The 22,275-nt window shown below is 70.5% G+C and carries 22 protein-coding genes; 5 read left to right on the top strand and 17 right to left on the bottom strand.

What is annotated here, in order from left to right; all coding sequences use genetic code 11:
* From R4P08_RS10255 to R4P08_RS10235, 5 genes are all read right to left on the bottom strand, one after another.
* Positions 1-210: a hypothetical protein gene (locus R4P08_RS10255; protein ID WP_317813717.1), complete on the bottom strand. Its 210-nt coding sequence runs from the start codon at positions 208-210 to the stop codon at positions 1-3.
* Positions 211-254: 44 nt separating this feature from the next.
* Entirely contained in the window at positions 255-1,148 is an 894-nt protein-coding gene (gene ppk2 / locus R4P08_RS10250) for a polyphosphate kinase 2 (protein WP_317813716.1), read from the bottom strand.
* A 57-nt stretch (positions 1,149-1,205) separates the two neighbouring features.
* Positions 1,206-2,006: an exodeoxyribonuclease III gene (locus R4P08_RS10245; protein ID WP_317813715.1), complete on the bottom strand. Its 801-nt coding sequence runs from the start codon at positions 2,004-2,006 to the stop codon at positions 1,206-1,208.
* 101 nt (positions 2,007-2,107) lie between these two features.
* A complete protein-coding gene (locus tag R4P08_RS10240) occupies positions 2,108-3,241 on the bottom strand; it encodes a GNAT family N-acetyltransferase (RefSeq protein WP_317813714.1) in 1,134 nt (377 codons plus the stop codon).
* Positions 3,234-3,917, bottom strand: coding sequence for a peptide deformylase (locus tag R4P08_RS10235; protein ID WP_317813713.1), 684 nt, complete (start codon positions 3,915-3,917; stop codon positions 3,234-3,236). Before R4P08_RS10235 ends, R4P08_RS10240 begins: the two co-directional genes overlap by 8 nt.
* A gap of 190 nt (positions 3,918-4,107) precedes the next feature.
* On the opposite strand from R4P08_RS10235, the gene R4P08_RS10230 reads away from it, so the two are divergent.
* From R4P08_RS10230 to R4P08_RS10220, 3 genes are all read left to right on the top strand, one after another.
* Complete coding sequence (locus R4P08_RS10230) at positions 4,108-4,440, top strand: DUF3263 domain-containing protein (protein ID WP_317813712.1); 333 nt, start codon at positions 4,108-4,110, stop codon at positions 4,438-4,440.
* Between the two features lie 15 nt (positions 4,441-4,455).
* On the top strand, positions 4,456-5,157 hold the full coding sequence (locus R4P08_RS10225) for a LytR C-terminal domain-containing protein (protein WP_317813711.1): 702 nt from the start codon (positions 4,456-4,458) through the stop codon (positions 5,155-5,157).
* A gap of 88 nt (positions 5,158-5,245) precedes the next feature.
* On the top strand, positions 5,246-5,563 hold the full coding sequence (locus R4P08_RS10220; protein WP_317813710.1) for a hypothetical protein: 318 nt from the start codon (positions 5,246-5,248) through the stop codon (positions 5,561-5,563).
* Positions 5,564-5,663: 100 nt separating this feature from the next.
* On the opposite strand, the gene R4P08_RS10215 is transcribed toward R4P08_RS10220, so the two are convergent.
* The 10 genes from R4P08_RS10215 to R4P08_RS10170 all read right to left on the bottom strand — a co-directional run bounded on the left by R4P08_RS10215 (position 5,664) and on the right by R4P08_RS10170 (position 18,131).
* Positions 5,664-6,032, bottom strand: coding sequence for a cation:proton antiporter (locus R4P08_RS10215; protein ID WP_317813709.1), 369 nt, complete (start codon positions 6,030-6,032; stop codon positions 5,664-5,666).
* A complete protein-coding gene (locus tag R4P08_RS10210) occupies positions 6,029-6,322 on the bottom strand; it encodes a monovalent cation/H+ antiporter complex subunit F (protein ID WP_317813708.1) in 294 nt (97 codons plus the stop codon). The genes R4P08_RS10215 and R4P08_RS10210 overlap by 4 nt, the downstream gene beginning before the upstream one ends.
* The gene (locus R4P08_RS10205) at positions 6,319-6,918 is read right to left on the bottom strand and encodes a Na+/H+ antiporter subunit E (protein ID WP_317813707.1); all 600 of its coding nucleotides are present in this window, start codon (positions 6,916-6,918) and stop codon (positions 6,319-6,321) included. The genes R4P08_RS10210 and R4P08_RS10205 overlap by 4 nt, the downstream gene beginning before the upstream one ends.
* Position 6,919: 1 nt before the next feature.
* Complete coding sequence (locus tag R4P08_RS10200) at positions 6,920-8,545, bottom strand: Na+/H+ antiporter subunit D (protein ID WP_317813706.1); 1,626 nt, start codon at positions 8,543-8,545, stop codon at positions 6,920-6,922.
* Complete coding sequence (locus R4P08_RS10195; RefSeq protein ID WP_317813705.1) at positions 8,542-9,135, bottom strand: Na(+)/H(+) antiporter subunit C; 594 nt, start codon at positions 9,133-9,135, stop codon at positions 8,542-8,544. Before R4P08_RS10195 ends, R4P08_RS10200 begins: the two co-directional genes overlap by 4 nt.
* A complete protein-coding gene (locus R4P08_RS10190; RefSeq protein ID WP_317813704.1) occupies positions 9,132-12,176 on the bottom strand; it encodes a Na+/H+ antiporter subunit A in 3,045 nt (1,014 codons plus the stop codon). The genes R4P08_RS10195 and R4P08_RS10190 overlap by 4 nt, the downstream gene beginning before the upstream one ends.
* 133 nt (positions 12,177-12,309) lie before the next feature.
* Entirely contained in the window at positions 12,310-12,876 is a 567-nt protein-coding gene (locus tag R4P08_RS10185; RefSeq protein WP_317813703.1) for a hypothetical protein, read from the bottom strand.
* Positions 12,877-13,040: 164 nt separating this feature from the next.
* Positions 13,041-15,338: an AAA family ATPase gene (locus tag R4P08_RS10180; protein ID WP_317813702.1), complete on the bottom strand. Its 2,298-nt coding sequence runs from the start codon at positions 15,336-15,338 to the stop codon at positions 13,041-13,043.
* A 25-nt stretch (positions 15,339-15,363) separates the two neighbouring features.
* On the bottom strand, positions 15,364-16,581 hold the full coding sequence (locus R4P08_RS10175; protein WP_317813701.1) for an alpha/beta hydrolase family protein: 1,218 nt from the start codon (positions 16,579-16,581) through the stop codon (positions 15,364-15,366).
* A 116-nt stretch (positions 16,582-16,697) separates the two neighbouring features.
* Positions 16,698-18,131, bottom strand: coding sequence for a M20/M25/M40 family metallo-hydrolase (locus R4P08_RS10170; RefSeq protein WP_317813700.1), 1,434 nt, complete (start codon positions 18,129-18,131; stop codon positions 16,698-16,700).
* Between the two features lie 79 nt (positions 18,132-18,210).
* Between R4P08_RS10170 and R4P08_RS10165 the strand changes: the two genes are divergently transcribed.
* Entirely contained in the window at positions 18,211-18,999 is a 789-nt protein-coding gene (locus R4P08_RS10165; RefSeq protein ID WP_317813699.1) for a hypothetical protein, read from the top strand.
* A gap of 25 nt (positions 19,000-19,024) precedes the next feature.
* Here the strand turns inward: R4P08_RS10165 and R4P08_RS10160 are convergent, their stop codons facing one another.
* Both R4P08_RS10160 and R4P08_RS10155 read right to left on the bottom strand, forming a co-directional pair.
* The gene (locus R4P08_RS10160) at positions 19,025-19,807 is read right to left on the bottom strand and encodes a hypothetical protein (RefSeq protein ID WP_317813697.1); all 783 of its coding nucleotides are present in this window, start codon (positions 19,805-19,807) and stop codon (positions 19,025-19,027) included.
* Between the two features lie 5 nt (positions 19,808-19,812).
* Positions 19,813-20,289 (bottom strand): SRPBCC family protein, encoded by a 477-nt coding sequence (locus R4P08_RS10155; protein ID WP_317813696.1) that lies wholly within the window; start codon positions 20,287-20,289, stop codon positions 19,813-19,815.
* A gap of 281 nt (positions 20,290-20,570) precedes the next feature.
* Here R4P08_RS10155 and groL point away from each other — a divergent pair, with 281 nt between their 5' ends.
* On the top strand, positions 20,571-22,193 hold the full coding sequence (gene groL, locus R4P08_RS10150) for a chaperonin GroEL (protein ID WP_317813695.1): 1,623 nt from the start codon (positions 20,571-20,573) through the stop codon (positions 22,191-22,193).
* The last annotated feature ends 82 nt before the right edge of the window (positions 22,194-22,275 follow it).

Raw genomic sequence — 22,275 nt, 5'->3', positions numbered from 1 at the left:
CTACCGACGCTCGGTCACGAGGTGTCGACGCTCGCGCATCGCGATCGCGACGAGCGCGAGGAAAGTACATGCCAACGCCACGGAGATCCACACGGGAGACTCGTTCTGCGGATCGAACAACGCCGGGATGGACAGAATCGTTGCCGCGCCGGCCACTCCCGCCAGGATGAGGAGAAGTCCGGTCAGGTACTCACGTTTCGACGGGCTCATGCACACGACGCTACCGACGGGCCCGGACATCAGCCCTTCCTCCGCTAGTCCCCGACGGCGTCCCTGCCGCGCTTGACGATCTTCGGGTCCGGGTCAAACACGACCTGCGTGTCCTTCTCCGGGTAGTCGAACTGGTTGAGGAAATGGCGCATCGCATTGACGCGGGCCCGCTTCTTGTCGTTGGACTTGATCGTGATCCACGGCGCCCAGTCGGTATCCGTGCGCCGGAACATCTCCTCCTTGGCGGCGGTGTACTGGTCCCACTTGTCCAGGGACTGCAGGTCCATGGGGGAGAGCTTCCAGCGGCGCACCGGGTCCAGCTGGCGGATCGCGAAGCGGGTCTTCTGTTCCTCCCGGGTGACGGAGAACCAGAACTTGGTCACGCCGATCCCCGAATCCACGAGCATCTTCTCGAACATGGGTGCCTGCTCCATGAACGTGGCGTGCTGGGCGTCCGTGCAGAACCCCATCACCTTCTCGACGCCGGCCCGGTTGTACCAGGAGCGGTCGAACATCACGAGCTCACCATGGGTGGGCAGGTGGCTGACGTAGCGCTGGAAATACCACTGGTGCAGCTCGGTCTCGGTGGGTTTGATCAGCGCCACCACGCGCGCCTGGCGGACGTTGATGTACTCGTTGAACCGCTTGATGGTGCCGCCCTTGCCGGCGGCGTCGCGGCCCTCGAACACGATGACGTGCCGGTGTCCGGTGTCCGATTGCCAGCGCTGGAACTTGAGCAGCTCGATCTGCAGCAGGTACTTCTCCACCTCGTACTGGTTGCGGTCCAACCGGTGGTCGTACGGGTAGTTCTCGCGCCAGGTGTCCACGGCCTTGCCGTTGATATCGATCAGGTCGGGGTCTTCACCGTGGTCGTCGCGGACGGTGAAACCCTCGGCTCGCAGCCGGTCGATGTAGTGGCGCAGCTGGAACGTCGACACGATCGTCTCCTGGTGGGGGCGGGCCGAGAAGGGCGTGGGCGGGGTAGAGCCCTGGTTCTAATCGAGGTCGACGACGACCGGCGCGTGATCAGAGGCGCCCTTACCCTTGCGTTCCTCACGATCGATGTAGGCCCCCGTGACCCGGGCCGCCAACTCCGGCGAGTGCAGCTGGAAGTCGATGCGCATGCCCTGCTTCTTGGGGAAGCGCAGCTGGGTGTAATCCCAGTAGGTGTAGACGCGGGGCCCGGGGGTGTACTCGCGCGTGACCTCGCGGAAGCCCGCGCCGTCGAACGCGGCGAACGCCTGGCGCTCGGGCTCCGAGACGTGCGTCTTGCCGTCGAAGACCTCCATGTCCCACACGTCCTCGTCCAGCGGCGCGACGTTCCAGTCACCCACCAGGGCGACCTGCGCGGCGGGGTCGGCGGCGAGCTGGGCGGCGGCGTGGTCCCGCAGCCGGGCCAGCCACTCGAGCTTGTAGGTGTAGTGCGGGTCGCCCACTTCGCGGCCGTTGGGCACATAGAGGCTGTACACGCGGACGCCGTCGCACACCGCCGAGATGGCGCGCGCCTCCGGATCCTGCGAGACCTCGGGATCCTTGTGGAAACCGGGCATGCCGTCGAAACCCAGCTTCACGTCCTCGAGCCCGACCCGCGAGGCCACGGCCACGCCGTTCCACTGGCTCAGCCCGTGGTGGGCGACCTCGTACCCGGCCGCGGCGAATGCCTCATGCGGGAACTGCGCGTCCTTGCACTTGGTCTCCTGCATCGCCAGGACGTCGACGTCCGAGCGTTCGAGCCAGGCCACGACGCGGTCCTGTCGGGCTCGGATCGAGTTCACATTCCAGGTGGCCAGGCGCATGGAACGAGTCTATTGCCCGTCGGCGGATCGCGTCGACGCCGGTGGTGAACTCTCGGTGCCTCCCGTGCCTCCCGTGCGGCCGACGGCGTCGGAGCCGTGAGCTAGACGACGACGAGGTGGCGCAACGAATGGTGCGGGGCCAACCCGAGCTTGGCCCACAGTCCGCGACCGGCGGTGTTATCCGCGAACACGTGGAGGTGGCACTCCTCGGCGCCCAGCCCCAGGCCCCACTCGACCAGCGCGCCGGTGACCACCTCGGCGAGCCCGCGGCGGCGGTGGGAGTCGGCGGTCTCCACGCAGGAGACCGCGATCCGGGGTGCCCCGTCGGGCCCGGCGGTGACGGCGCCCCGGGCGATCGCGGCCAGCTCGCCGTCGTCCTCGACCCGCGCGAACACCACGTGCCCGCCGGCCCCCGGTTCGCCACTGCCGGATCCCGCACTGCCGGATCCCGCACTGCCGGATCCTGCACTGCCTGATCCCGCACTGCCTGAATCCACACTGCCCAGCCCCGCCGTGGCCAGCATCGCGGGCCGGACGCGGTCGGGATCCAGGCCGGCGGTGGCGTGGTAGAGCGCGAGCCAGTCGTCATCGGGGGAGTCGGCCAACACCACTGCCGGGCGGACTTCGGTGGGGACCGCGGCTTCGACGGAGGCCAGCAGTTCACGGCTGTCGGCAGTGCACAGGAACAGATCCCGATCTGCGTGGACCCGCACCGGGTCGACCGGGGCGCCGTCGAGCATCATGCGATCGGCATTGACCAGCCTGTCCACGGCCACCAGCCGCAGCGGCAGGCCGCGGGCCGCGTACCAGTCGCGGACGCGGTCGAGGTCCTGGCAGCTGGCCCACGGCAGCACGGGCACGGCCGAGTTCCCCCGGTAGGACCAGTCGTCCCCGGCCCGGCAGAACCAGCCGTCCACCACCTCGAACTCCGCGCCCGGCCACGCCAGCGCACCGGCGAATTCGCGCGCCCGGACATCGCGGGCCCGAACCGGCCGGGGCGGGAGCACCTTGAGCACGGCGATGTCGGCGTCCGGGATCAGCAGCTCCTCGCCCGATTCCCGGCGTACGACCAGGTCCGGCTCGAGCGCCTCCACGTGACCGATGACATCGGTGTAGAGATGCGACGCCTCACCCGGAGTCAGATGGCGACGCACCACCACGCGCTGCCCCACCTCGACCTGCCTGCCGGCGTTCCACCGGGACCGATCGGACAGACCCCGGTCCTGCTCAGCCATGGAAGGGGGCGGCCTCGTCGTCGTCGGTTCCTTCCAGGTCGTCCAGGTCGTCCTCGTCGGCGAACGGGTCCGGGTCGGTGGACGGGTCCCAGCTCAGGCCGGGCACGCCCCAACCGGCGTCGCGGATGTGCTTCTTGGCGGCTTTGCGGTTCCGCCCGATCAGGTGATCGGTGTAGAGGAATCCGTCCAGGTGGCCCACCTCGTGCTGCAGGCAGCGGGCGAACAGTCCGTAACCCTCGACGGAGACGGGCTCGCCGTTCTCGTCGGTGCCCGTCACGCGGGCCCACCAGGCGCGGCCGCGCGGGAAGTTGACGCCGGGGACGGACAGGCAGCCCTCGAGGTCGTCGTCCGGGTCGGGCATGGTCTCCGGGATCTCAGAGGTCTCCAGGACGGGGTTGATCACGCAGCCGCGTCGGTTGAGCCAGCCCCCGCGCGCCTCGACGTCCTCGCGGGAGACCCCCTCGCCGTCCTCGGTGTCCAGGTCGGGGCAGTCGTAGACGAAGATGCGCTTGCGGATGCCCACCTGGTTGGCGGCCAGACCCACGCCGTTGGCGGCGTCCATCGTGTCGTAGAGGTCCCGGATGAGCTCGCGCAGCTCCTCGGGGGACTCGGTGACGGGCTCGGTGGGGGCGTGGAGGGCGGGGTCACCGAGGATGACTACGGGCAGAACGGCCATGGCAGACGATCCTAGTGCGCACCTGGCCCGGTGTCGGATTCGTGTGGTTCACTACGGGGGAATCGCACCGGTGTGATTCCCCGAACCACGCACCGAGAGCCCACGCACCGAGAACCCACGCACCGAGAACCCACGCACCGAGAACCCACGCATCGAGAACACAGGCACCGAGAACACAGGAGGCGCGCACATGGGTCGAACATCCACTGCGGCACGCGAGGCGCAGGTCGAGGCCGAGCAGAACCTGACCGAGCTGCACGCCGCCGACCCCGTCCTGTCCGACAGGGACCGGGCCATGCTCGAGTTCGAGCGGCAGTGGTGGAAGTTCGCCGGCTCCAAGGAGGAGGCGATCCGCCAGAAGTTCGACATGTCGGGGACCCGCTACTTCCAGATCCTCAACGACCTCGTGGACCGCCCGGAGGCGCTGGCCGCGGACCCGCTGCTCGTCAAGCGGCTGCGCCGGATGCGTAAAAGCCGTCAGAAGGCACGCGCGGCGCGCAACCAGGGAATGCGTCTCGACTGACCTAGACTCAGCCGGGTGAGCTCCCAGCCCGAAACCTCGCAGCATGACGCCGCCGACCAGCACGCGCCCGGTGACGGCCCCGACGTGGACGAGTCGTCCGGGCCCCCGTACCGGGCGATCGCCATGGTCCTGCTCGCTGCGGTGGTCGTGGCGATCGGCATCGGTCTCGCGCAGCTCTTCAGCGGCGGTGACGATTCGACGCCCGCCGCGGTGGAGGAGACCACCACGCAGTCAGAGCAGGGCGAGCAGCCGGGTCAGGCCGTCGAGCCCGGCCCGCAGGGCGAGCCGGCTCAGCCCGGCGGGACCGCTGCGGGCCAGGACGGCCAGGGTGCGCCCGGCGAGGGACTCCCCGGCCTGCCCGAGCAGCAGCAGCCGGGAAGCGGTCAACAGCCTTCCGCCGGTCAGCCCGCCCCCGGGCCGGCCGTGACCGCGGTGCCCGTGCAGATCTTCAACAACAGCAACGTCACCGGTCTCGCGGGTCGCACCGGCGAAACCCTCCGGGAGTCCGGCTTCGCCGTGGGGGACGTGGCCAACCTGCCGTCCAACCAGGGCGTGGTTTCCGAATCGACCGCGTACTTCGGCTCCGGGCCCGGCGAACAGCAGGCCGCCGAGGCTATTGCCGCGCAGTTGGGGATCCCCGTCAAACCCCGGCCTGCGAACATGGCGGTGGAGACCCCCGGTGTCATCGTGATCGTCACCCAGGACCTGGACCGCTGACGTCTGACGATATGATGAGCCGGTGCACCCCGCCCGGCGGGACCCGTGCGCACAGCGACTTGCAGCTTCCCGAGATCGAAGGAGCCCCATGGCCCCGCGTCAGACAGCCCGCCGCCTCCTGGTCGCGGCTCCCGCACTCGCCCTCGCGTTGGCCGTGACCGCTTGCAGCCCGCCCAACGAGGAGCCGGCCGACCCGAACGCGCCGTACACGCTGCCCACGTACTCCGAAGAAGCCGAGGCGAGCACCTCGGAGGCGGAGCACTCGAGCGGTGGGGAGACCACCACCGTCGTCGAGACCACGACCGTCGTCCAGGGCGCGCCCGGCGAGGCCGGCACCGCGCCGCTCGCGGGCGAGGAGCAGCCGGCCGTGGGCCAGGCCGATCCCGCCGCGCCGACCGCTCCCTGATCTCCCGGTAGCGCCGTCGGCGCTCGCCCTATCCCGGGCAGTAGACGCCGCGACGTACAGACGAGCCCCGCCCCCTGCGAGGAGGCGGGGCTCTTCTGCGTCAGCGGCGGCGCTTGCGGTTGGCTTCGCTGGCCTGGAACTTCTCGAGCACCGGCGCCTCGTGAGTGATGGTGCCGTCCTCGACGTCCTCGCGGTAGGCCAGGTTGCCCACCCGGTTGGCGATCACGGGCGCGGTACACACGGCCACGATCCCGGCCAGCACGAGCATGCCCATGTCGATGTCGGGGAAGATCCGGACGCAGGTCCCGAACAGGACGAGGATCAGGCCGAGGACCTGCGGCTTGGCGGCCGGGTGCATGCGGCTGAGGGTGTCACGGAAGCGGACCAGGCCGATGGCGCTGGACAGGGTCAGCAGCGCCCCGGCGAGCACGAACAGCGCGGAGACGATCTCTCGGATGTCGTCGGTCATGTGATGGACTCCTCGGGCACCCCGGTGGTGTCGTTGACGCGGAACCGGGCCACCGACACCGAGCCGAGGAAGGCGACCAGCGCCAGCGCCACGAGCGCGGCCGCGGGCGTGGTGTCCTTGGTCCAGGCGATGTAGACGCCGATGCCGCACTGCGCGATGGCGGCGAGCATGTCCAGGGAGATCAAGCGGTCGAGGGTGTCGGGTCCGCCGATCAGTCGGATCATGGTGGCGAACAGCGCGAGCGTCAACGCGATGACCGCGGCGCTCCACAGCAGGATGGTCAGGCTCACCGGATCCCCTCCTTATCGGTGGCGGGGCCGCTGTCGGCGGGGACGGTGAAGTGCTCGGGGCTGGGCTTCCAGTCCTCGGGCCGCTCGAACGCGCGCAGGTACAGCTGCTCCACGTGTGCGGTCTGCCGACGGAAGTTCTCGATGGCCTCGTCGGACCCGGCGTCCAGGACGTGGATGTACACGTAGCGGGCCACCGGGTCGACCCGGACGACGATGCCGCCCGGCATGAGGTTGAGCGTGTTGACCGCCAGGGCGAGGGTGAAATCAGACTTCAGCCGCATCGGCGCCCGGAGTACTGCCGATCGGGGCGGCGGGGAGGGGCGGACGGACAGCCAGGCCACGGCGAACGACGAGCGGACGAGGTAGTAGGACACCACGATCACCAGCCACACGGTGGACACGGGTCGGAGCAGTCCCTCGACGGGTACGCGGGGTAGTGGGAGGAGCGCCATCACCGCGAGGGCCACAAGCAGGCCGGCGGCGATGGTGCCGATCTCGATCGAGCCCCACAGCAGCACCCAGGTGAACGTCAGCCACAGCAGCATGAACATGCGGGAACCGAGCACCCGTGGATCCAGTCGGACTTTGCGGGCCATGTCAGCGCACCCCCGTCACGGAGTCGACGTAGCGCTCGGGCGTGGGGTCCGCGGGGACGGTGTCGAGGTACTCGCTGCGCTCCCGCAGGCTCGCGGCGGCCCGGTCGGTGACCCCGAGCAGCGGGCCGGCGAACACGGTCATGAGCAAGGACACCACGATGAGTGCCATGGTGGGGGCGAGCATGCTCAGCGGCATCTTGCCCACCTCTTCCCGCTCGTCGAACTCCACGTACTCGTCCGAGGGCAACAGCGAGAGGGGCTTGGCCAGCGCGAACGCCCCCTCGGGTGCGTCCGCGCGGGGCCGCCAGAACGCCTTGGACCACACGCGGACCACCACGTAGAGGGTGAGCAGGCTGGTGACCATCGCACCGGCCACGAGCGCCCAGTTGAGCGGTCCGCCGATCTCGGCCCCGGCCTGGACCACCGCGAGTTTGCCGATGAAGCCCGAGAACGGCGGGATACCGCCGAGGTTGAGGGCGGGGATGAGGAAGACGACGGCGAGGACCGGACTGGACACGGCGAGCGAACCCAGGCGGCGCAGGGAGGACGACCCGGCCTGCCGTTCGATCAGACCGACCACCAGGAACAGGGTGGTCTGGACGACGATGTGGTGGCCGACGTAGTAGATCGCCGCGCTCAACCCGGCCTCGGTGGACAGCGCGATGCCGAAGATCATGTAGCCGATGTGGCTGACGAGCGTGAAGGACAGTATTCGTTTGATGTCCGATTGGGCGATCGCACCGAGGATGCCGACGACCATCGTGAAGAGCCCGGCCACCAGCAGGACGTCGTCCATGGAGCCGCCGGGGAACACGAGGGTGTGGAACCGGATGATCGCGTAGACGCCGACCTTGGTCAGCAGGCCGGCGAACACGGCGGTGACGGGGGCGGGCGCGGTCGGGTAGGAGTCCGGCAGCCAGGTGGAGAGCGGGAAGACGGCGGCCTTGATGCCGAACGCCACCAGGAACACGGCGAAGATCGTGGTGCGGAGCCCGTCCGGGACCTCCGACATCCGGGTGGCGAGCTGGGCCAGGTTGAGCGTGCCGGCGGCCGAATAGGTCAGCGCGATGCCCAGCAGGAACACCATCGAGGACACCATCGACACGACGGTGTAGGAGACACCCGCGCGGACACGTTCCTGGCTGGCGCCCAGCGTGAGCAGCACGTACGAGGCCGCCAGGAGGATCTCGAAACCCACGAACAGGTTGAACAGGTCGCCGGCGATGAACGCCGCGTTCAGGCCCGCACCCAGGGCGAGGTAGGTGGGCAGGAAGATCGAGGTGGGCTGGTCGCCGTCGCCGTCACGGACGCCCTGTCCGACGGCGTAGATGATCACGGTCAGCAGCACGACGGCCGAGACGCAGAGCATCAGCGCGCTGAGCCGGTCCGCCACCAACGTGATGCCCACGGGGGCGTCCCAGCCGCCCACCTGCACGGTGTGCATGCCGTGTCGGTCGGTGAGCACCAGGAGGATGCCCGAGATGACCAGCACCCCGGTGAGGGTGACGATGGTGATGAAGTTCTGCACGCGCGGCTGGCGCGAGGCCACCAGACACAGGGCCGCGGCGAGCAACGGGGCCAGGAAGACCGACGGGATCAGGTAGCCGAACAGCTCGGGGGAGATCACAGTTCCCACTCCTCTCTGCTGTCCTTGGGGCGCTTCTCGCGCCACGCGCGAGACCGGGCATCGGCCGCCGCGCGGGCGTCGGCTTCTGCGCGGGCTTCGGCCTGGGCCTCGGCTTCCGCCTCCTCCAGGTCCTCGTCGTCGTAGTCGACGTGGTCACCCAGTTCGGTGGGTTCTCCGGTGGTCTGGTCGTCGGACAGGTCCCGGTCGGGTGCGGACCAGGCGTCGGTGGGCGAGCGCTTGGCGATCTTGGTGTCCTCGGCGTCGTCGGCGACCTCGTCCACGGTGGTGAACTGGTACGAGCGGTAGGCCAGCGCGAGGATGAACGCTCCGACGCCCGCGGTGATGACGATCGCGGTGAGGATCATCGCCTGGGACAACGGGTCGGAGTCGACGGTGTTGTCGCCCCAACCGCGGCCCCGGATGGGCGGATTCGCGGGCGGACCCCCCGCCGCCAGGATGAGCAGGTTGACGCCGTTGGAGAAGATCATGATGCCCAGCAGGATCTTGATGATCGCGCGCTCGAGCAGCAGGTAGACGCCGGCCGCACAGAGGATCCCGGCGAGCAGCAGAAGTGAGAAGTCGGCGGTCATGGCATCCCCCCGGGACTGGCGCCCTGGTTCTCCGCGGCCTCGAGGCGGGCGGCGCGGTGGGCGAGCAGGTCGGACCGGGCGCCGGTGGCGTCGACACCCGGGACGCTGCGCAGCGCGGCGGTGGACGGCAGGTTGGTGGCGTCGACGTAGATGGCGCGGAGCTCCTTGAGGTCCTCGGCGTCCAGGTCGAGACGGGCACCGAGGCTGCGCAGGATGTCCAGGACGAGCCCGACGACGATGAGGTACACACCCGCGTCGAAGAACAGCGCCGTGACCAGCTTGACCTCGCCGAACACGGGGAGCGTGCCCTGGAAGGTGGCAGTGGACAGGGCGGGGGCCCCGAAGAACATGGAGGCCGTCGCCGTGCCGGCGGCAAGGAGCAGGCCGACGCCGAGGATCCGGCCGGCGTCGACGGGGATCGCCTCGCCGAGCTCGTAGCGGCCGCCGGCGAGGTAGCGCAGTACCAGGGCCAGACCCGCGACCAGGCCGCCGGCGAACCCGCCGCCGGGGTTGTTGTGGCCGGCGAAGAAGAAGAACAGGCTGAGGATCATCATGGTGGGGAAGATGAGCCTGGTGGTGACCTCGAGGACGAGCGAGCGGGCGCGGGGGTCGCGGACGGACGCCCCGACCAGCCAGCGGCCGGGGGTCGCGCCGGGAGCGTCGATGACGACGCGGGCCGCCTCGACACCGCGGCGACCGGAACGGGTCTTGCCGACGTCGGCCAGGCGCGGCCCGGAGCCATAGCGGCGGTTACGGAACACCAGGCTGGCCACGCCGGTCGCCGCGACCAGCAGGACGGTGATCTCGCCGAGGGTGTCCCACGCGCGGATGTCGACCAGGGTGACGTTGACGGAGTTGGCGCCGTTGCCGAGCCGGTAGGCGATGTCCGGGAAGACGGCGGACACGGCCGGGTGCTCGCGCGCGTTGATGGCGTAGGCGCCCACCACCACGACGAGCAGACCGACGCCGATCCCGAGCCAGGCCCGCATGCGACGGAACCCGTTGGACAGCGGGACCTCGGCCGGCATGGTGCGCAGGACCAGCACGAAGGTGACCATCATGAGGGTCTCGACCAGCACCTGGGTGAGCGCGAGGTCCGGGGCGCCGTGGAAGGCGAAGATCACGGCCACGCCGTAGCCGGTGACGGACATGCAGATGACCGCGGCGAGACGGTTGCGCAGCAGGGTGGTCGCGACCGCGGCGAGGGTCATGGGGATCATGACGACCAGCACGACCGGATTGGCGGACAGTTCCATCCGCAGGCCCTCGCGGGTTCCGGCCATGAGCGAGCCGAACGGGAACACCACGAGCGTGACCAGGATGATGCCGAGGGTCAGCGGCAGCGACCCGCGCTGGGTGAGCGCGGTGATGTGCAGCGAGAGGGTGTCGAAGAACCGCAGGACGGAGTCGTAGATGCGGTCGGCGTTGCCGAGCGCGGGGGACTCGAACTGCATCCGCTCGACGGTCCGCTGCGCGACGTAGAGCATGGCGCCCAGGACGTAGACCACCACGGTGAGCGCGAGCGGGATCTCGAGACCGTGCCACAGACCCAGGTGGTACTCCTCGGCCCCCCGCCACGGGCTGCCCACGGGGAACGCGGCGTCGACATAGCGGGTGATCAGGTTCTCCACCGGAGCCGACCACAGCCCCAGTACCAGGCCGGCGGCGGCGAGGACGGCCGGCACCGAGAGGAAGAACGGGCCGGGGGCGCGGGAGGCCGCGACGGCGGGGCTGATCCCGTCGGTGAAGACCTTCTTGGCGCGGAACGCACCCATGACCAGGCGCGCGGTGTAGGAGAACGTGAGGACGGACCCGGCGACCAGTCCCGCGGTGATGACCAACGACGGCATGCCGTGCAGTCGCTCCTCGGACAGGACCGTGGCGAACGCGCCCTCCTTGCCCACGAAACCGAGGAACGGCGGGAGCCCGGCCATGGAGGCGGCGGCCAGGGTGAAGACCACCGCGAGGGCGGGCCGCGTCCGTCCCAGCCCCGACAACTCCCGGATCTCCCGCGTGCCGGTGGTCTTGTCGATCACGCCGACCGCCATGAAGAGCGCCGACTTGAACAGGGAGTGCGCCAGGAGCATGGTGAGCCCGGCGAGCATCGTGTCGCGCGACCCGATGCCCACCAACACCAGTAGGAATCCCAGCTGGCTGACGGTGCCGAACGCCAGGACCAGTTTGAGGTCGGTCTCGCGCAGCGCCCGCCAGCCCGCCATCAGCAGGGAGACCAGGCCCAGGATGATCAGCGGTAGCTGCCAGGTCGACGACCCCGAGAGTCCGGGGGTCATGGCGGCGATGAGGAAGATGCCGGCCTTGACCATGGCCGCGGAGTGCAGGTAGGCGCTCACCGGGGTGGGGGCCGTCATGGCGCCCGGGAGCCAGAAGTGCAGTGGGGCGATGGCGGACTTGCTGGCCGCGCCGATGATCACCAGGACCAGCGCCCAGTGGATGAGGGTGCCCGACGGCGGGGAGGCCACGATGTCACTGATCAGGTACGACCCCGCGGACTGACCGAGGATGACCATCCCGACGAGCATGGCCAGGCCGCCGAGGGTGGTCACCAGCAGGGCCTGGGTGGCCGCGCGTCGGGCGGTGGCCCGCTCCGCGTAGTGGCCGACCAGCAGGAAGCTCAGGACGGAGGTGATCTCCCAGAAGATGTAGAACAGGATCATGTTGTCGGCCACGACCAGCCCGAACATCACCCCGGCAAAGGCCACGAGTTCGGCCGCGAACAGGTGGAGGCGCGGTTCGGAGTCGTCGAAGTACCAGGTGCAGTAGACCAGCACAAGCGCACCGATCCCGAGGGCGATGAGCGCCATCAGCGCGGAGAGCGCGTCCATCCGTAGATCGACGGTCAACTGGATCCCGGGGGCCCACGGGACCGTCTCGGTGGGGATACCGCCGAGATTGGCGGCCACCCACACCGCGCCGGCGGCGGGCACCAGCGCCAGGAGGAGGAAGGCCCGTCGGCCGAGTCGGAGAACCAGCGGGATCGCGATCAGGGTGGCTACGGCGTGAGCCGCGAGGATCGCGAGCACCGGCGGCTCCTTCCGTAGCGTCGTCTCCGACGACGACATGCTGGGATACCCGCCGGTTGGGGGCGGGGTACCGGTGGTCGACCGGAGTCAGGGTTCGGGGATCACTTTACAGAAGCCGCCCCGTCGGCCGTTCTCAGCGCAGGTGGAGCAGGGTCGCCGCGCTCAGGAGCGCGGCGATGGCGGCTTCCGCGGAGCTCTCGCCGAAACCCAGTGCCCAGGTCTCCCGACGTCCGCAGGTGGCGCGCAGGATCGTGCACCAGGACTCGGTGCCCCCGAACCCGGTGCCTCCGTACCCGCTGCCCTCGAAGCGGTGGCCCTCGAAGCGGTGGCCCTCGTACTGGTGGAATCGCTCGATCTCCACGCGGGCGCCGATCCGGCCCAGCATCTCCGACATGGCGGTGAGGTCGCCGCAGGATTCGGTGGTGAGGCGGTGGGCGGTGAAACCGCCCGGCTCGTCGCTGGCGCCGCGGGTGGCCAGGATCGCCTCGTACGCGGTGATCCCGCGGCCCAGCGGGCGCCGGGAGAGGTCGGCCAGGTGGAAATGGTCGGTGGAGGGCGCGTAGGTGTCGACCAGTGTGCGCCAGTCCAGCCCTGCGGCTTCATCGGCGAACCCACGGGGCAGGCGTCTGCCGAAGCGCTCGCCGAACGGGCAGGTGGCTGTCGCGGTGGCGGAATGCGTGGGGGTTGCGGTGGTGTTCATGGTGTGCTCGTCTCTGACGTCGGTGGGGGACCGACTTCAGAAGAGCAACCACGCAACGGGGATGCCGGTCTGTCAGGCCCCGTTACGTCCGGTTACTACGAGAATCTTCCGCATGGCCGGAGACTCTAGCCGCCCGGCGCGCACTCCGGCAAGCCGGATCCGACTCACACCTCCCGGCGTTCGGCGTACAGGCGCAGGCTCTCCACCTGGTCGGGATCGAGCGAGGGGCGGACATTCTCCCGGGCGCGGTCCACGTCGTCGGCCGTGACCTCGGCCGCGTTGATGTCACGGCGCATCGCGGTCAGCGCGGATTCCCGGAGCAGGGCCGCGCAGTCGGCTGCCGAGTAGCCGTCCAGGTCCCCGGCGAGCTCGGCCAGGTCCACGTCCTCGGCGAGCGGGACGTTCCGGCCCGCGGCACGGAGGATGTCCGCCCGCGCCTCGGCGTCCGGCGGGGGGACAAAGACCAGTTTCTCGAGCCGCCCGGGCCGCAGCAGCGCCGGGTCGATGAGCTCGGGACGGTTGGTCGCGCCCAGAATCACCACGTCCCCGAGCGGCTCGGCGCCGTCCAGTTCGGTGAGCAGCGCCGCCACCACGCGGTCGCCCACCCCGGAGTCCCCGGTCTGACCGCGACGCGGGGCCAGGGCGTCGATCTCGTCCAGGAACACCAGCGACGGCGCCGAGTCCCGCGCCTTGCGGAACAGGTCCCGCACCGCCTTCTCCGACGAGCCGACCCACTTGTCCATGAGCTCGGCGCCCTTGACCATGTGGACGGTCAGGCGTCCGCTGGCCGCCAGTGCCCGCACGACAAAGGTCTTCCCGCATCCCGGGGGGCCGTAGAGCAGGATCCCACGCGGCGGTTGCACTCCCAGGCGTTCGAAGGACTCACGGTGCTGGAGCGGCCACAGCACCGTCTCGGTGAGGGCCTGCCGCACCTCCACCATGTCGCCGACGTCGTCGAGGGTGATCGAACCCAGGCTCAGCTCTTCGGTGCCCGACCGGGACAGCGGCCGGATCACGCTGATCGCGCCCACGAGGTCGTCCTGTTCGATCCGGATCGCGGAGGCGTCGTCACCGGCGGCGCGGCCGGCCGCTCGCATCGCCGCCTCCCGGGCCAGGGCCCGCAGGTCCCCGGCCACGTAACCGGGCGTGCGCTCGCTCACCGCGGGCAGGTCCAGCTCCCCGGTCGGCACGTCCCGCAGGAGCACCTCGAGCAGGGCGGCCCGATCGCCGGCATCGGGCAGCGGCAGGTCCAGGACGCGGTCGCACACGTCGGGTTCGCGGAGCCGGGCGTCGGCGTTCTCGGGACGTACGCACGTGGCCATCAGCACCGAGCCGGGGTGGGCGACCACGGACCGCAGCCGGTCGAGCACCAGCGTCGACACCGGTTCGGGCTGCGCGGGCAGCAGTGCGTCCACGTCGGTGACCAGCAGGATCCCGCCGTTCTCGCGGGCCCGTTCGGCGGCAGTGCGCACCGCTTCGAGTCGGCCGGCCGGATCCAGGGCGCCGACGGACGGGCCGTCGACCACCTCGAGCCAGCGGCCGTCGGCGACAGACCGCACCAACGTGGCCTTGCCGACCCCGGGCGGCCCCGCCACCAGCACCCCGAGGTGTGGGGAGGCGCCCAGGGTGCGCAGCAGCTCGGACCGGTCCAGCGCGAGGGACAGCCACTGCTCGAGGACCTCGGCCTGGTCGCGCACCCCCACCAGGTCCTCGCGGGCGACGGCGGTGATGGCGGCCTCACCGCTCGGGGCGGCGGAGCTCGTCGTCGTCGCCCCCGGGTTTGGTCCCCCCGCGCCCGGACCGACGCCCGCACTCGCACCCGGACCGACGCCCGCGACCGCGCCCGGACCGATGCCCGCGACCGCGCCCGGCCCCGCGCCCGCCGTCGGACCGGAGGCCCCGCCGCCCGTGGTGACCACCGCGGTGGTCGGCTGGACCGACACGACTCCGTCGGGAACGGTCGCGGTGACGGTGAGCAACTCGGTGCTCCACTGCATGCCGATGGTGTTGCGCAGGGTGCGGGAGGTGTCGGCGGTGGGGAAATCGGGGCCGAGGTCGCGGGGCAGGAGCGTCACGGAGTCACCCACGCGCACCACCTTGCCCAGCAGCGCGGACCGCAGCACCCGCTCGGCCACCCCGCGGCCCGCCGGGGGCAGGCCCTGGACCTCGATGGAGTGCGCGCCCGTGACCTGCGCGGCCCGGACGGTCACCCGCGCGTCCTCGCCCAGGCCGCAGTTGGCGGCGATCACCTCGTCCACCACCAGCACGCCGCTGGGCGCACCCGGCCCGGCCGCCGCGACCACCGCGGCGGTGGTACGAGCGCCCACGATCTCGATCGCGTCCCATTCGCGCATCCCCAGCGCCAGGATCACCTCGGGATGCGCGCGGACGATCCCCCTGCGGGAGTCGGAAGCGGACGCCGACAGTCGGAGGGTCAGGGCCAGGTCTGGGCGGGGGTTCACGCGTGCGAGCGTATCGCCGATCCCCCTACTGGAGCGCTGCGCGCACCGCGTTCCAGGCCACCGGGATCTGCTGGGAGTAGTACGACCAGTTGTGCATGCCGGTGGGCAGGTGGTCGACCCGCGCCGGGATGTTCAGCTCGCGCAGGCGCCGATCCGCGGCCCGGGTGCACTGGCCCGTGGCCTGCTCGAGCGCCATTCCGGCCACGAAGTTGGCGGCGTCGTTGTTGTATTCCGCCCAGTCGCCGGGGTTGGCCACGCCGGTGCCGGACGAGAGATAGATGGCCTTGCCGCGCAACTTCTCGGCGTTGATCATGGCGTCGTGGGAGGCCCACTGCGCGTTGCCGGGCTCGCCCCACATGTTGGTGAGGGTGGCTCCGCGGCTCTCCACGGTGTAGCGGGTGAGGATCTGGCCGAGCGTGTCGGTGGAGTAGCACCCCGAGACCCCGAACACGGCCCGGTAGAGCTCCGGGTGGCGGGTGGCGAGGGTGAGTGCGGCGCCCGCGCCCATCGAGATCCCGCCGACCCCGCGTTTGGTGCTGGTGCTGACCTGCGGCTCGACCAACCGGGGCAGGTCCCGGGTGATGAACGACTCCCACTTGCTGATCCCCAGCACCGGGTCCTGCGCGTTCCAGTCGGCCCACATGGACCCCTGGCCACCGGTCGGGATGATGAGGTTGACGTTCTGGTCCGCGAACTGCTCGGCGGCACCCCACTGCATGAAGCCGCTGGGCAGTTCGGAGCCGACCCCGTCGAGGAGGTAGAGGAACGGGGCGTCGGGCCGGGTGGCCCGGTACACCTCGACGGTGATCCCGCGCTTCATGTCGGCCGAGTCGATGAGCCACTGCTCGTAGCGGCCGTCGATCTTCTTGCCCACCACCTTGGTCACGGTGATGTTGGGGTTGGGCTGTGGTGCGGGCGGCGCGGAGCCGGCGAACATGTTGGGGGAGAAGCCGAACCGGTTGGCCAGGCCCATCATCGACGAGCCCGAGGAGCCGGGCAGGTTGCCGAAGTAGAGCAGTTGGCTCAAGCTCTCGGGCGAGATCGCCCCGAGGGCGCCATTGCTGATCTGTTCGGGGCTGATCGAGGCCGGCAGTCCCTGGGCCTGGGCAGAAGCGGGGGTCAGGCCCACGGCCAGGGCGGCGGCGGTCGCGACGCCCAGCACGGCCCTGCTCGCGCGGCTCGCGCGGCGCAGACGGCTCGGGCGGCGCGTCCGGGGAGCTGGAGGAACTGGATTAACGATCATGACGGCTCCTGGTTCCGGCGACCGACCCTGCCCAGCCACCACTGAAGTCCCTATCGCACCTCTCCGTCACGCTGTTACCGCCGGTCAAGCCCCACCAACCGGGGAGGTCGGGGCCGTCAGCGGTAGCGCTGCAGGAACGCCGCCTCGGCCAGCGCGATGCGCTCGATCTCCCGCGGGTCCACGCTCTCGTCCGGGGAGTGGATGGCGGCGGCGGGGTCCTCGACGCCGAAGAGCGCGATGCTCGCCTCCGGATGGGCCTCGCGCAGCGCCGTGCACAGCGGGATCGACCCGCCGGAGCCCACCTCGGCGACCCCCGCTGCGCCGTACGCCTGGGCCAGGCACTGCGACAGCAGGTCGTGCACCGGATCCGACTGGCCGACGGGGACGGAGCTGAACGGGTAGCCGACGGCCTCCCGCTCCACCGTCACCCGCGCGTTCCAGGGCCGGCGCCGGTCGAGGTGGGCCGCGAGCAGATCCTGCGCTGCGACCGGGTCCATCCCGGGCGGCACCCGCAGGTTGACCAGCGCTCGGGCCCGCGGCTGGACCGCCGCGATCGCACCCTCGACCGGCGGGCAGTCGATGCCCAGCACGGTGACGGCCGGGCGCGCCCACACCAGGTCTGCCACGGGGGCCGCGGACGAGGGCTCCACGCCCTCGAGGATCCCGGCGTCCGTGCGGAACGTCTCCGGCGGGTACGGCTGTCCGGCCCACACTCCGGTGAAATCCAGGCCGTCGACGGTCGTCGCGCCGGTCTCGGGGTCCCGGAGCGAGGCGAGGATCGCGATGAGCGCGGCCAGGGCGTCCGGCGCCGCGCCTCCGAACTGGCCGGAGTGGACCCCGGCGGAGAGGGTGTCCACGACGACGACGAGGTTCGCGATCCCCCGCAGGCTGGTCGTGAGCGTGGGCACGCCCACCGAGACGTTTCCGGAGTCCGCGATGAGGATCGCGTCCGCCGCCACCAGGTCGGGCCGGGAGGCCACGAGATCGTCCAGACCCCCACCGCCGGTCTCCTCGGAGCCCTCGACGACCAATCTGATCCCCAGTCCGTTCAGCGGGTCCGCTCCGGAGGAGTCCACCAGGGCGGCCAGGGCGCGCAGGGCGGTGAGGTGGACGACCAGGTTGCCCTTGCAGTCGGCGGCGCCGCGGCCGTACCAGCGGCCGTCGCGCTCGGTCAGGTCCCACGGCGAGGCGGTCCACTCGGTGGGATCGCCGGAGGGCTGGACGTCGTAGTGGCTGTAGAGCAGCACGGTCGGCCGACCGGGGGCGGCGGGCCGGTGGGCGAACACCGCGTGCGAGCCGTCCGAGGTCTTCACGACCTCGACGGTCTCCGGGCCGAGACCGGGGACGGGGAGCTCGGACAGCAGCGTGCGCACCAGCTCGCAGGCCTGTGCGCACGCCTCGGGCTCGGCGCCGTGGACCGAGGGCAGGGCGACCAGGCCGGCCAGGTCGGTGCGGGCGCGGTCGAGCTGGGCGGTCACCGCGGCGGCGAGCGGCGCCAGGTCCGGGTGCGGGGCGGCGAACGGAGCTGTGAACGGTGACGTGTCGGCCATGAGGTCAGGGTAGGGGAGTCCTCCGACACGATGCGTAGATGAACGGAAGATGAACCGGGAATGAAGTATTGTGGCCGACATGAGCTTTGTGATTGTCGTCACTCCTTCTGATCCGGACTTTCGGGACGCGGCCCATCTCGACGACCTCCCCGAGCACCTCCGGGCCGATCTCCTGGCCCTGCGAGACGAGGTCAGTGAGCGCTTCCCCTCCGCCGAGGCCATCGGCGAGACCGGCGCACTCGCACGCCGCCCGGAGATCGAGGGCGTCGGGGTGGTCATCCACCCAGAGGTCATCACCCGGCCGCTCGTGGTCAACGCGGTCATGCGGTACGCGGCCCCGCGCCAACTCCTGGTCAGTTCGCCGGCGCAGGGGCTGGTGGCCGACCCGCGCGAGCGCATCGACATCGACGTCCACCGCCGGCCCACCATGGCCGGCTCGGACATCTGTGACCACGGGGTCCGGGGCCGGCCGCACGGCACGCTGCCCTGGGTCACCCACGAGTTGCTCCGCCAACTCGTGGGCAAACTCGAGGTGGTCGGCGACCGGCTCGAGCTCGGTGTCGACGACGACCGCTGGTTCCGGTTCGAGCTGACCGCCGAGGCGTTGAGGGTCGGTGTCGCCGACGGGCCCGAGGTGCCGCTGTACGCCCAGGAGCTGGATGCGGACGGGAAGACCGCCGCCGCCGACGCCGGTTGGGCCTGGGCGCGAGGCTCGGGGGAGTGGGCCGGGCTGCTGGGCGGAGTCGGTAGAGCGGTCGGTAGCGCGGTCGAAGGTGCGGCGGTCGGGGACGGCCCAGTGCAGGGCCGCGATGTGGGCGCTGACCCCGGGCTGGGTGACGCTGTGGGAACCGGCGCCACTGCGGCCTGACACGCCACCCGGGCGAGGTGCCGGGTCAGACCGAGTTGTTGTAGCGCAGCGACGCCACCACGGCGTCGATGGTGGCCTCGGGCTGGACGCCGGGTTCGTCCTCGTCAGCCATCAGCACGAACACGATCGAGGCCGGCGAACCATCGGCCGCCAGGGTGGAGACCGCGATCGTGTCGAAGCGGATGGTCGGGGGAGTGCAGGTGTCGCGGGGCGGCCGCACCGTCCCCCGGAGTGAGACGTACCAGGCAGAAGCCCCCGACACTCCGATGCTGCGCGGCTCCGGGACCGGTACGTCCGCCCCGTTGCGGGTGAAGCGGCGATCGATCGAATCCGCCATCGCCCGGGAGGCCGACTCGGCCTGCTCGCGGGCCTCTCCGGGAAGCACCGTGCTGATTCCGGACAGTGTCCGGAACGACTGGCTGCTGGACTCGCAGTACCCGCGGTCGGCGATCGCGTTGGCCGTGGTCACGAATCCCGATCCCCAGTCGGAACCCGAGTCCTCGCCGTCGCCGCCGGCGCCACCGTCGTCGCCTCCGGATCCGTTCGGGTCGTCCGGAATGGAGCCGAAGGGGTCCCCGACCTCCCATTCCGGAGGAACGGAGTAGACGAGTCCGGTCCGGCTGAGGACGTCCTGCCAGTCTCCGGGCGGCGGGCCGGCGGCGAGGCTCGGGCCGGGTGCCTCGCGCTCGGCCTGCTCCGGCGGGCCCCCGGACCCCGGGGAACAGCCGGTCAACGCCGCCGTCAGCGAGCCCGCGAGGAGCGCCGCGAGCCCGGCGTGGGTCGCCGCGCTGACGCGCCCCCCGATCACGTCGATCAGCCCCGCTCGGCGAGCGCCTTGATGCGCTGGAGCGAGGTCGAGACGCCCTGGTCGAGTTCCCGGGAGAAGTTCTTCTGGCCGCCGAACGCCCTGTCGGTGAGGAAGCGGGAAAGGAGGGTCAGGCCGTGGGGGACCTCGCGGCGCTGGGTCAGGCGGGTGCCGCCGCTCGAGGTGGGCTCGAGCTCGAACGCCCAGACGGTGGTGTTCTCCGCGATGCGGTTGGCGAACCGGCGGCCCGGCTCGAACTCGACGACGCGGCTCGTGGTGGGCCAGAACAGCGGACCACGCCTGTTGATGTTGATGGCGCGTGTCCCGGCACTCGTGCGGCCACCCAGGGCGATGACCTTGACGGCCTGACTGCTCCACTGCGGGGCGTTGCGGACCTCGGAGACGACCTCCCAGACCCTGGCGGGCGGGGCGTCGATCTCGATCGAACTCTCGATGGCGCTGATGGGAGCGGACTCGGTGGTCATGGGGGCCTTCCGACGGTGAATGCGTACTGGCGTCTCGATGCTAGGGGATAGATACGACGCACCGCCGGTCGTTCGCCTGTCGCGAACACGAGCCGCACCCTTTGCACTCGTGGGGGGCGAGTGCTAGAAAAGCGGTTGGCACTCGGCTACCCTGAGTGCCAGCAATACCTGAACTGAGGTCGCAAGGTGAGGCGCGGATCTGACACGGTCTGCACCGTCCGTCGCGGGCGCCGACGCCGACCACATACGTGTCACCCCATACCCGGAGGATGATTCACCCAATGGCAAAGATGATCGCGTTCGACGAAGAGGCCCGACGTGGCTTGGAGAGCGGTCTCAACCAGCTCGCCGATGCCGTCAAGGTCACCCTCGGCCCCAAGGGCCGCAACGTCGTGCTGGAGAAGAAGTGGGGCGCCCCCACGATCACCAACGACGGTGTCTCCATCGCCAAGGAGATCGAGCTCGAGGACCCGTACGAGAAGATCGGTGCCGAGCTCGTCAAGGAGGTCGCCAAGAAGACTGACGACGTCGCAGGCGACGGCACCACCACCGCCACCGTTCTAGCCCAGGCGCTCGTGCGCGAGGGTCTGCGCAACGTGGCCGCTGGCGCCAACCCGATGGGCATCAAGCGCGGAATCGAGAAGGCCGTCGAGGCCGTCACCGCGCACCTGATCGCCTCCGCCACGGAGATCGAGACCAAGGAGCAGATCGCTGCTACCGCGGGCATCTCCGCCGGCGACCCGGCCATCGGCGAGCTCATCGCCCAGGCCATGGACAAGGTCGGCAAGGAGGGCGTGATCACGGTCGAGGAGTCGCAGACCTTCGGTCTGGACCTCGAGCTCACCGAGGGCATGCGCTTCGACAAGGGCTACATCTCGCAGTACTTCATGACGGATCCGGAGCGCCAGGAGGCGGTCATGGAGGATCCGTACGTCCTCCTGGTCTCCGGCAAGGTCTCCACCGTCAAGGACCTGCTCCCCCTGCTGGAGAAGGTCATCGGCGAGGGCAAGTCCCTGCTGATCCTGGCCGAGGACGTCGAGGGCGAGGCCCTGTCGACGCTCGTGGTCAACAAGATCCGTGGCACCTTCAAGTCCGTCGCCGTCAAGGCGCCGGGCTTCGGTGACCGCCGCAAGGCCATGCTGCAGGACATCGCGATCCTCACCGGTGGCCAGGTCATCTCCGAGGAGGTCGGCCTCTCGCTCGAGACCGCCGACATCTCCATGCTGGGCAAGGCCCGCAAGGTCGTCGTGACCAAGGACGAGACCACCATCGTCGAGGGTGCGGGCGACCAGGGTCAGATCGAGGGACGGGTCAACCAGATCCGCGCCGAGATCGAGAACTCTGACTCGGACTACGACCGCGAGAAGCTCCAGGAGCGGCTGGCCAAGCTCGCCGGCGGCGTCGCCGTCATCAAGGCGGGCGCGGCCACCGAGGTCGAGCTCAAGGAGCGCAAGCACCGCATCGAGGACGCCGTCCGTAACGCCAAGGCGGCCGTCGAAGAGGGCATCGTCGCCGGCGGCGGCGTCGCCCTGGTCAAGTCCGAGGCCGCTATCGACGCGCTCTCCCTGGAGGGCGAAGAGGCCACCGGCGCGAAGATCGTCAAGTTCGCGCTGAGCGCCCCGCTCAAGCAGATCGCCTTCAACGCCGGCCTCGAGCCGGGCGTCGTTGCGGAGAAGGTTCGGAACCTCCCGGGCGCCGAGGGCCTCAACGCGGCCACCGGCGAGTACGAGGACCTCCTGGTTGCCGGGATCAATGACCCGGTCAAGGTGACGCGTTCGGCTCTGCAGAACGCTGCCTCGATCGCGGCGCTCTTCCTGACCACCGAGGCCGTCGTCGCCGACAAGCCCGAGCCTGCCGGCTCGGCCATGCCGGGTGGAGACGAAATGGGTGGAATGGGGTTCTGAGTTAGCTGAACGGTTGGTCCAGACGTTCGCGTCCGGACCCGTTCCCCACGACTGTGGCCCGCACCGGATCTCCGGTGCGGGC

It is taken from the genome of Rhodococcus sp. IEGM 1408, from assembly GCF_033142235.1.
GTDB lineage: Bacteria > Actinomycetota > Actinomycetes > Mycobacteriales > Mycobacteriaceae > Dietzia.
Note: the sequence above shows the minus strand (reverse complement) of the source record. Positions and strands in the feature narration are given on the sequence as shown.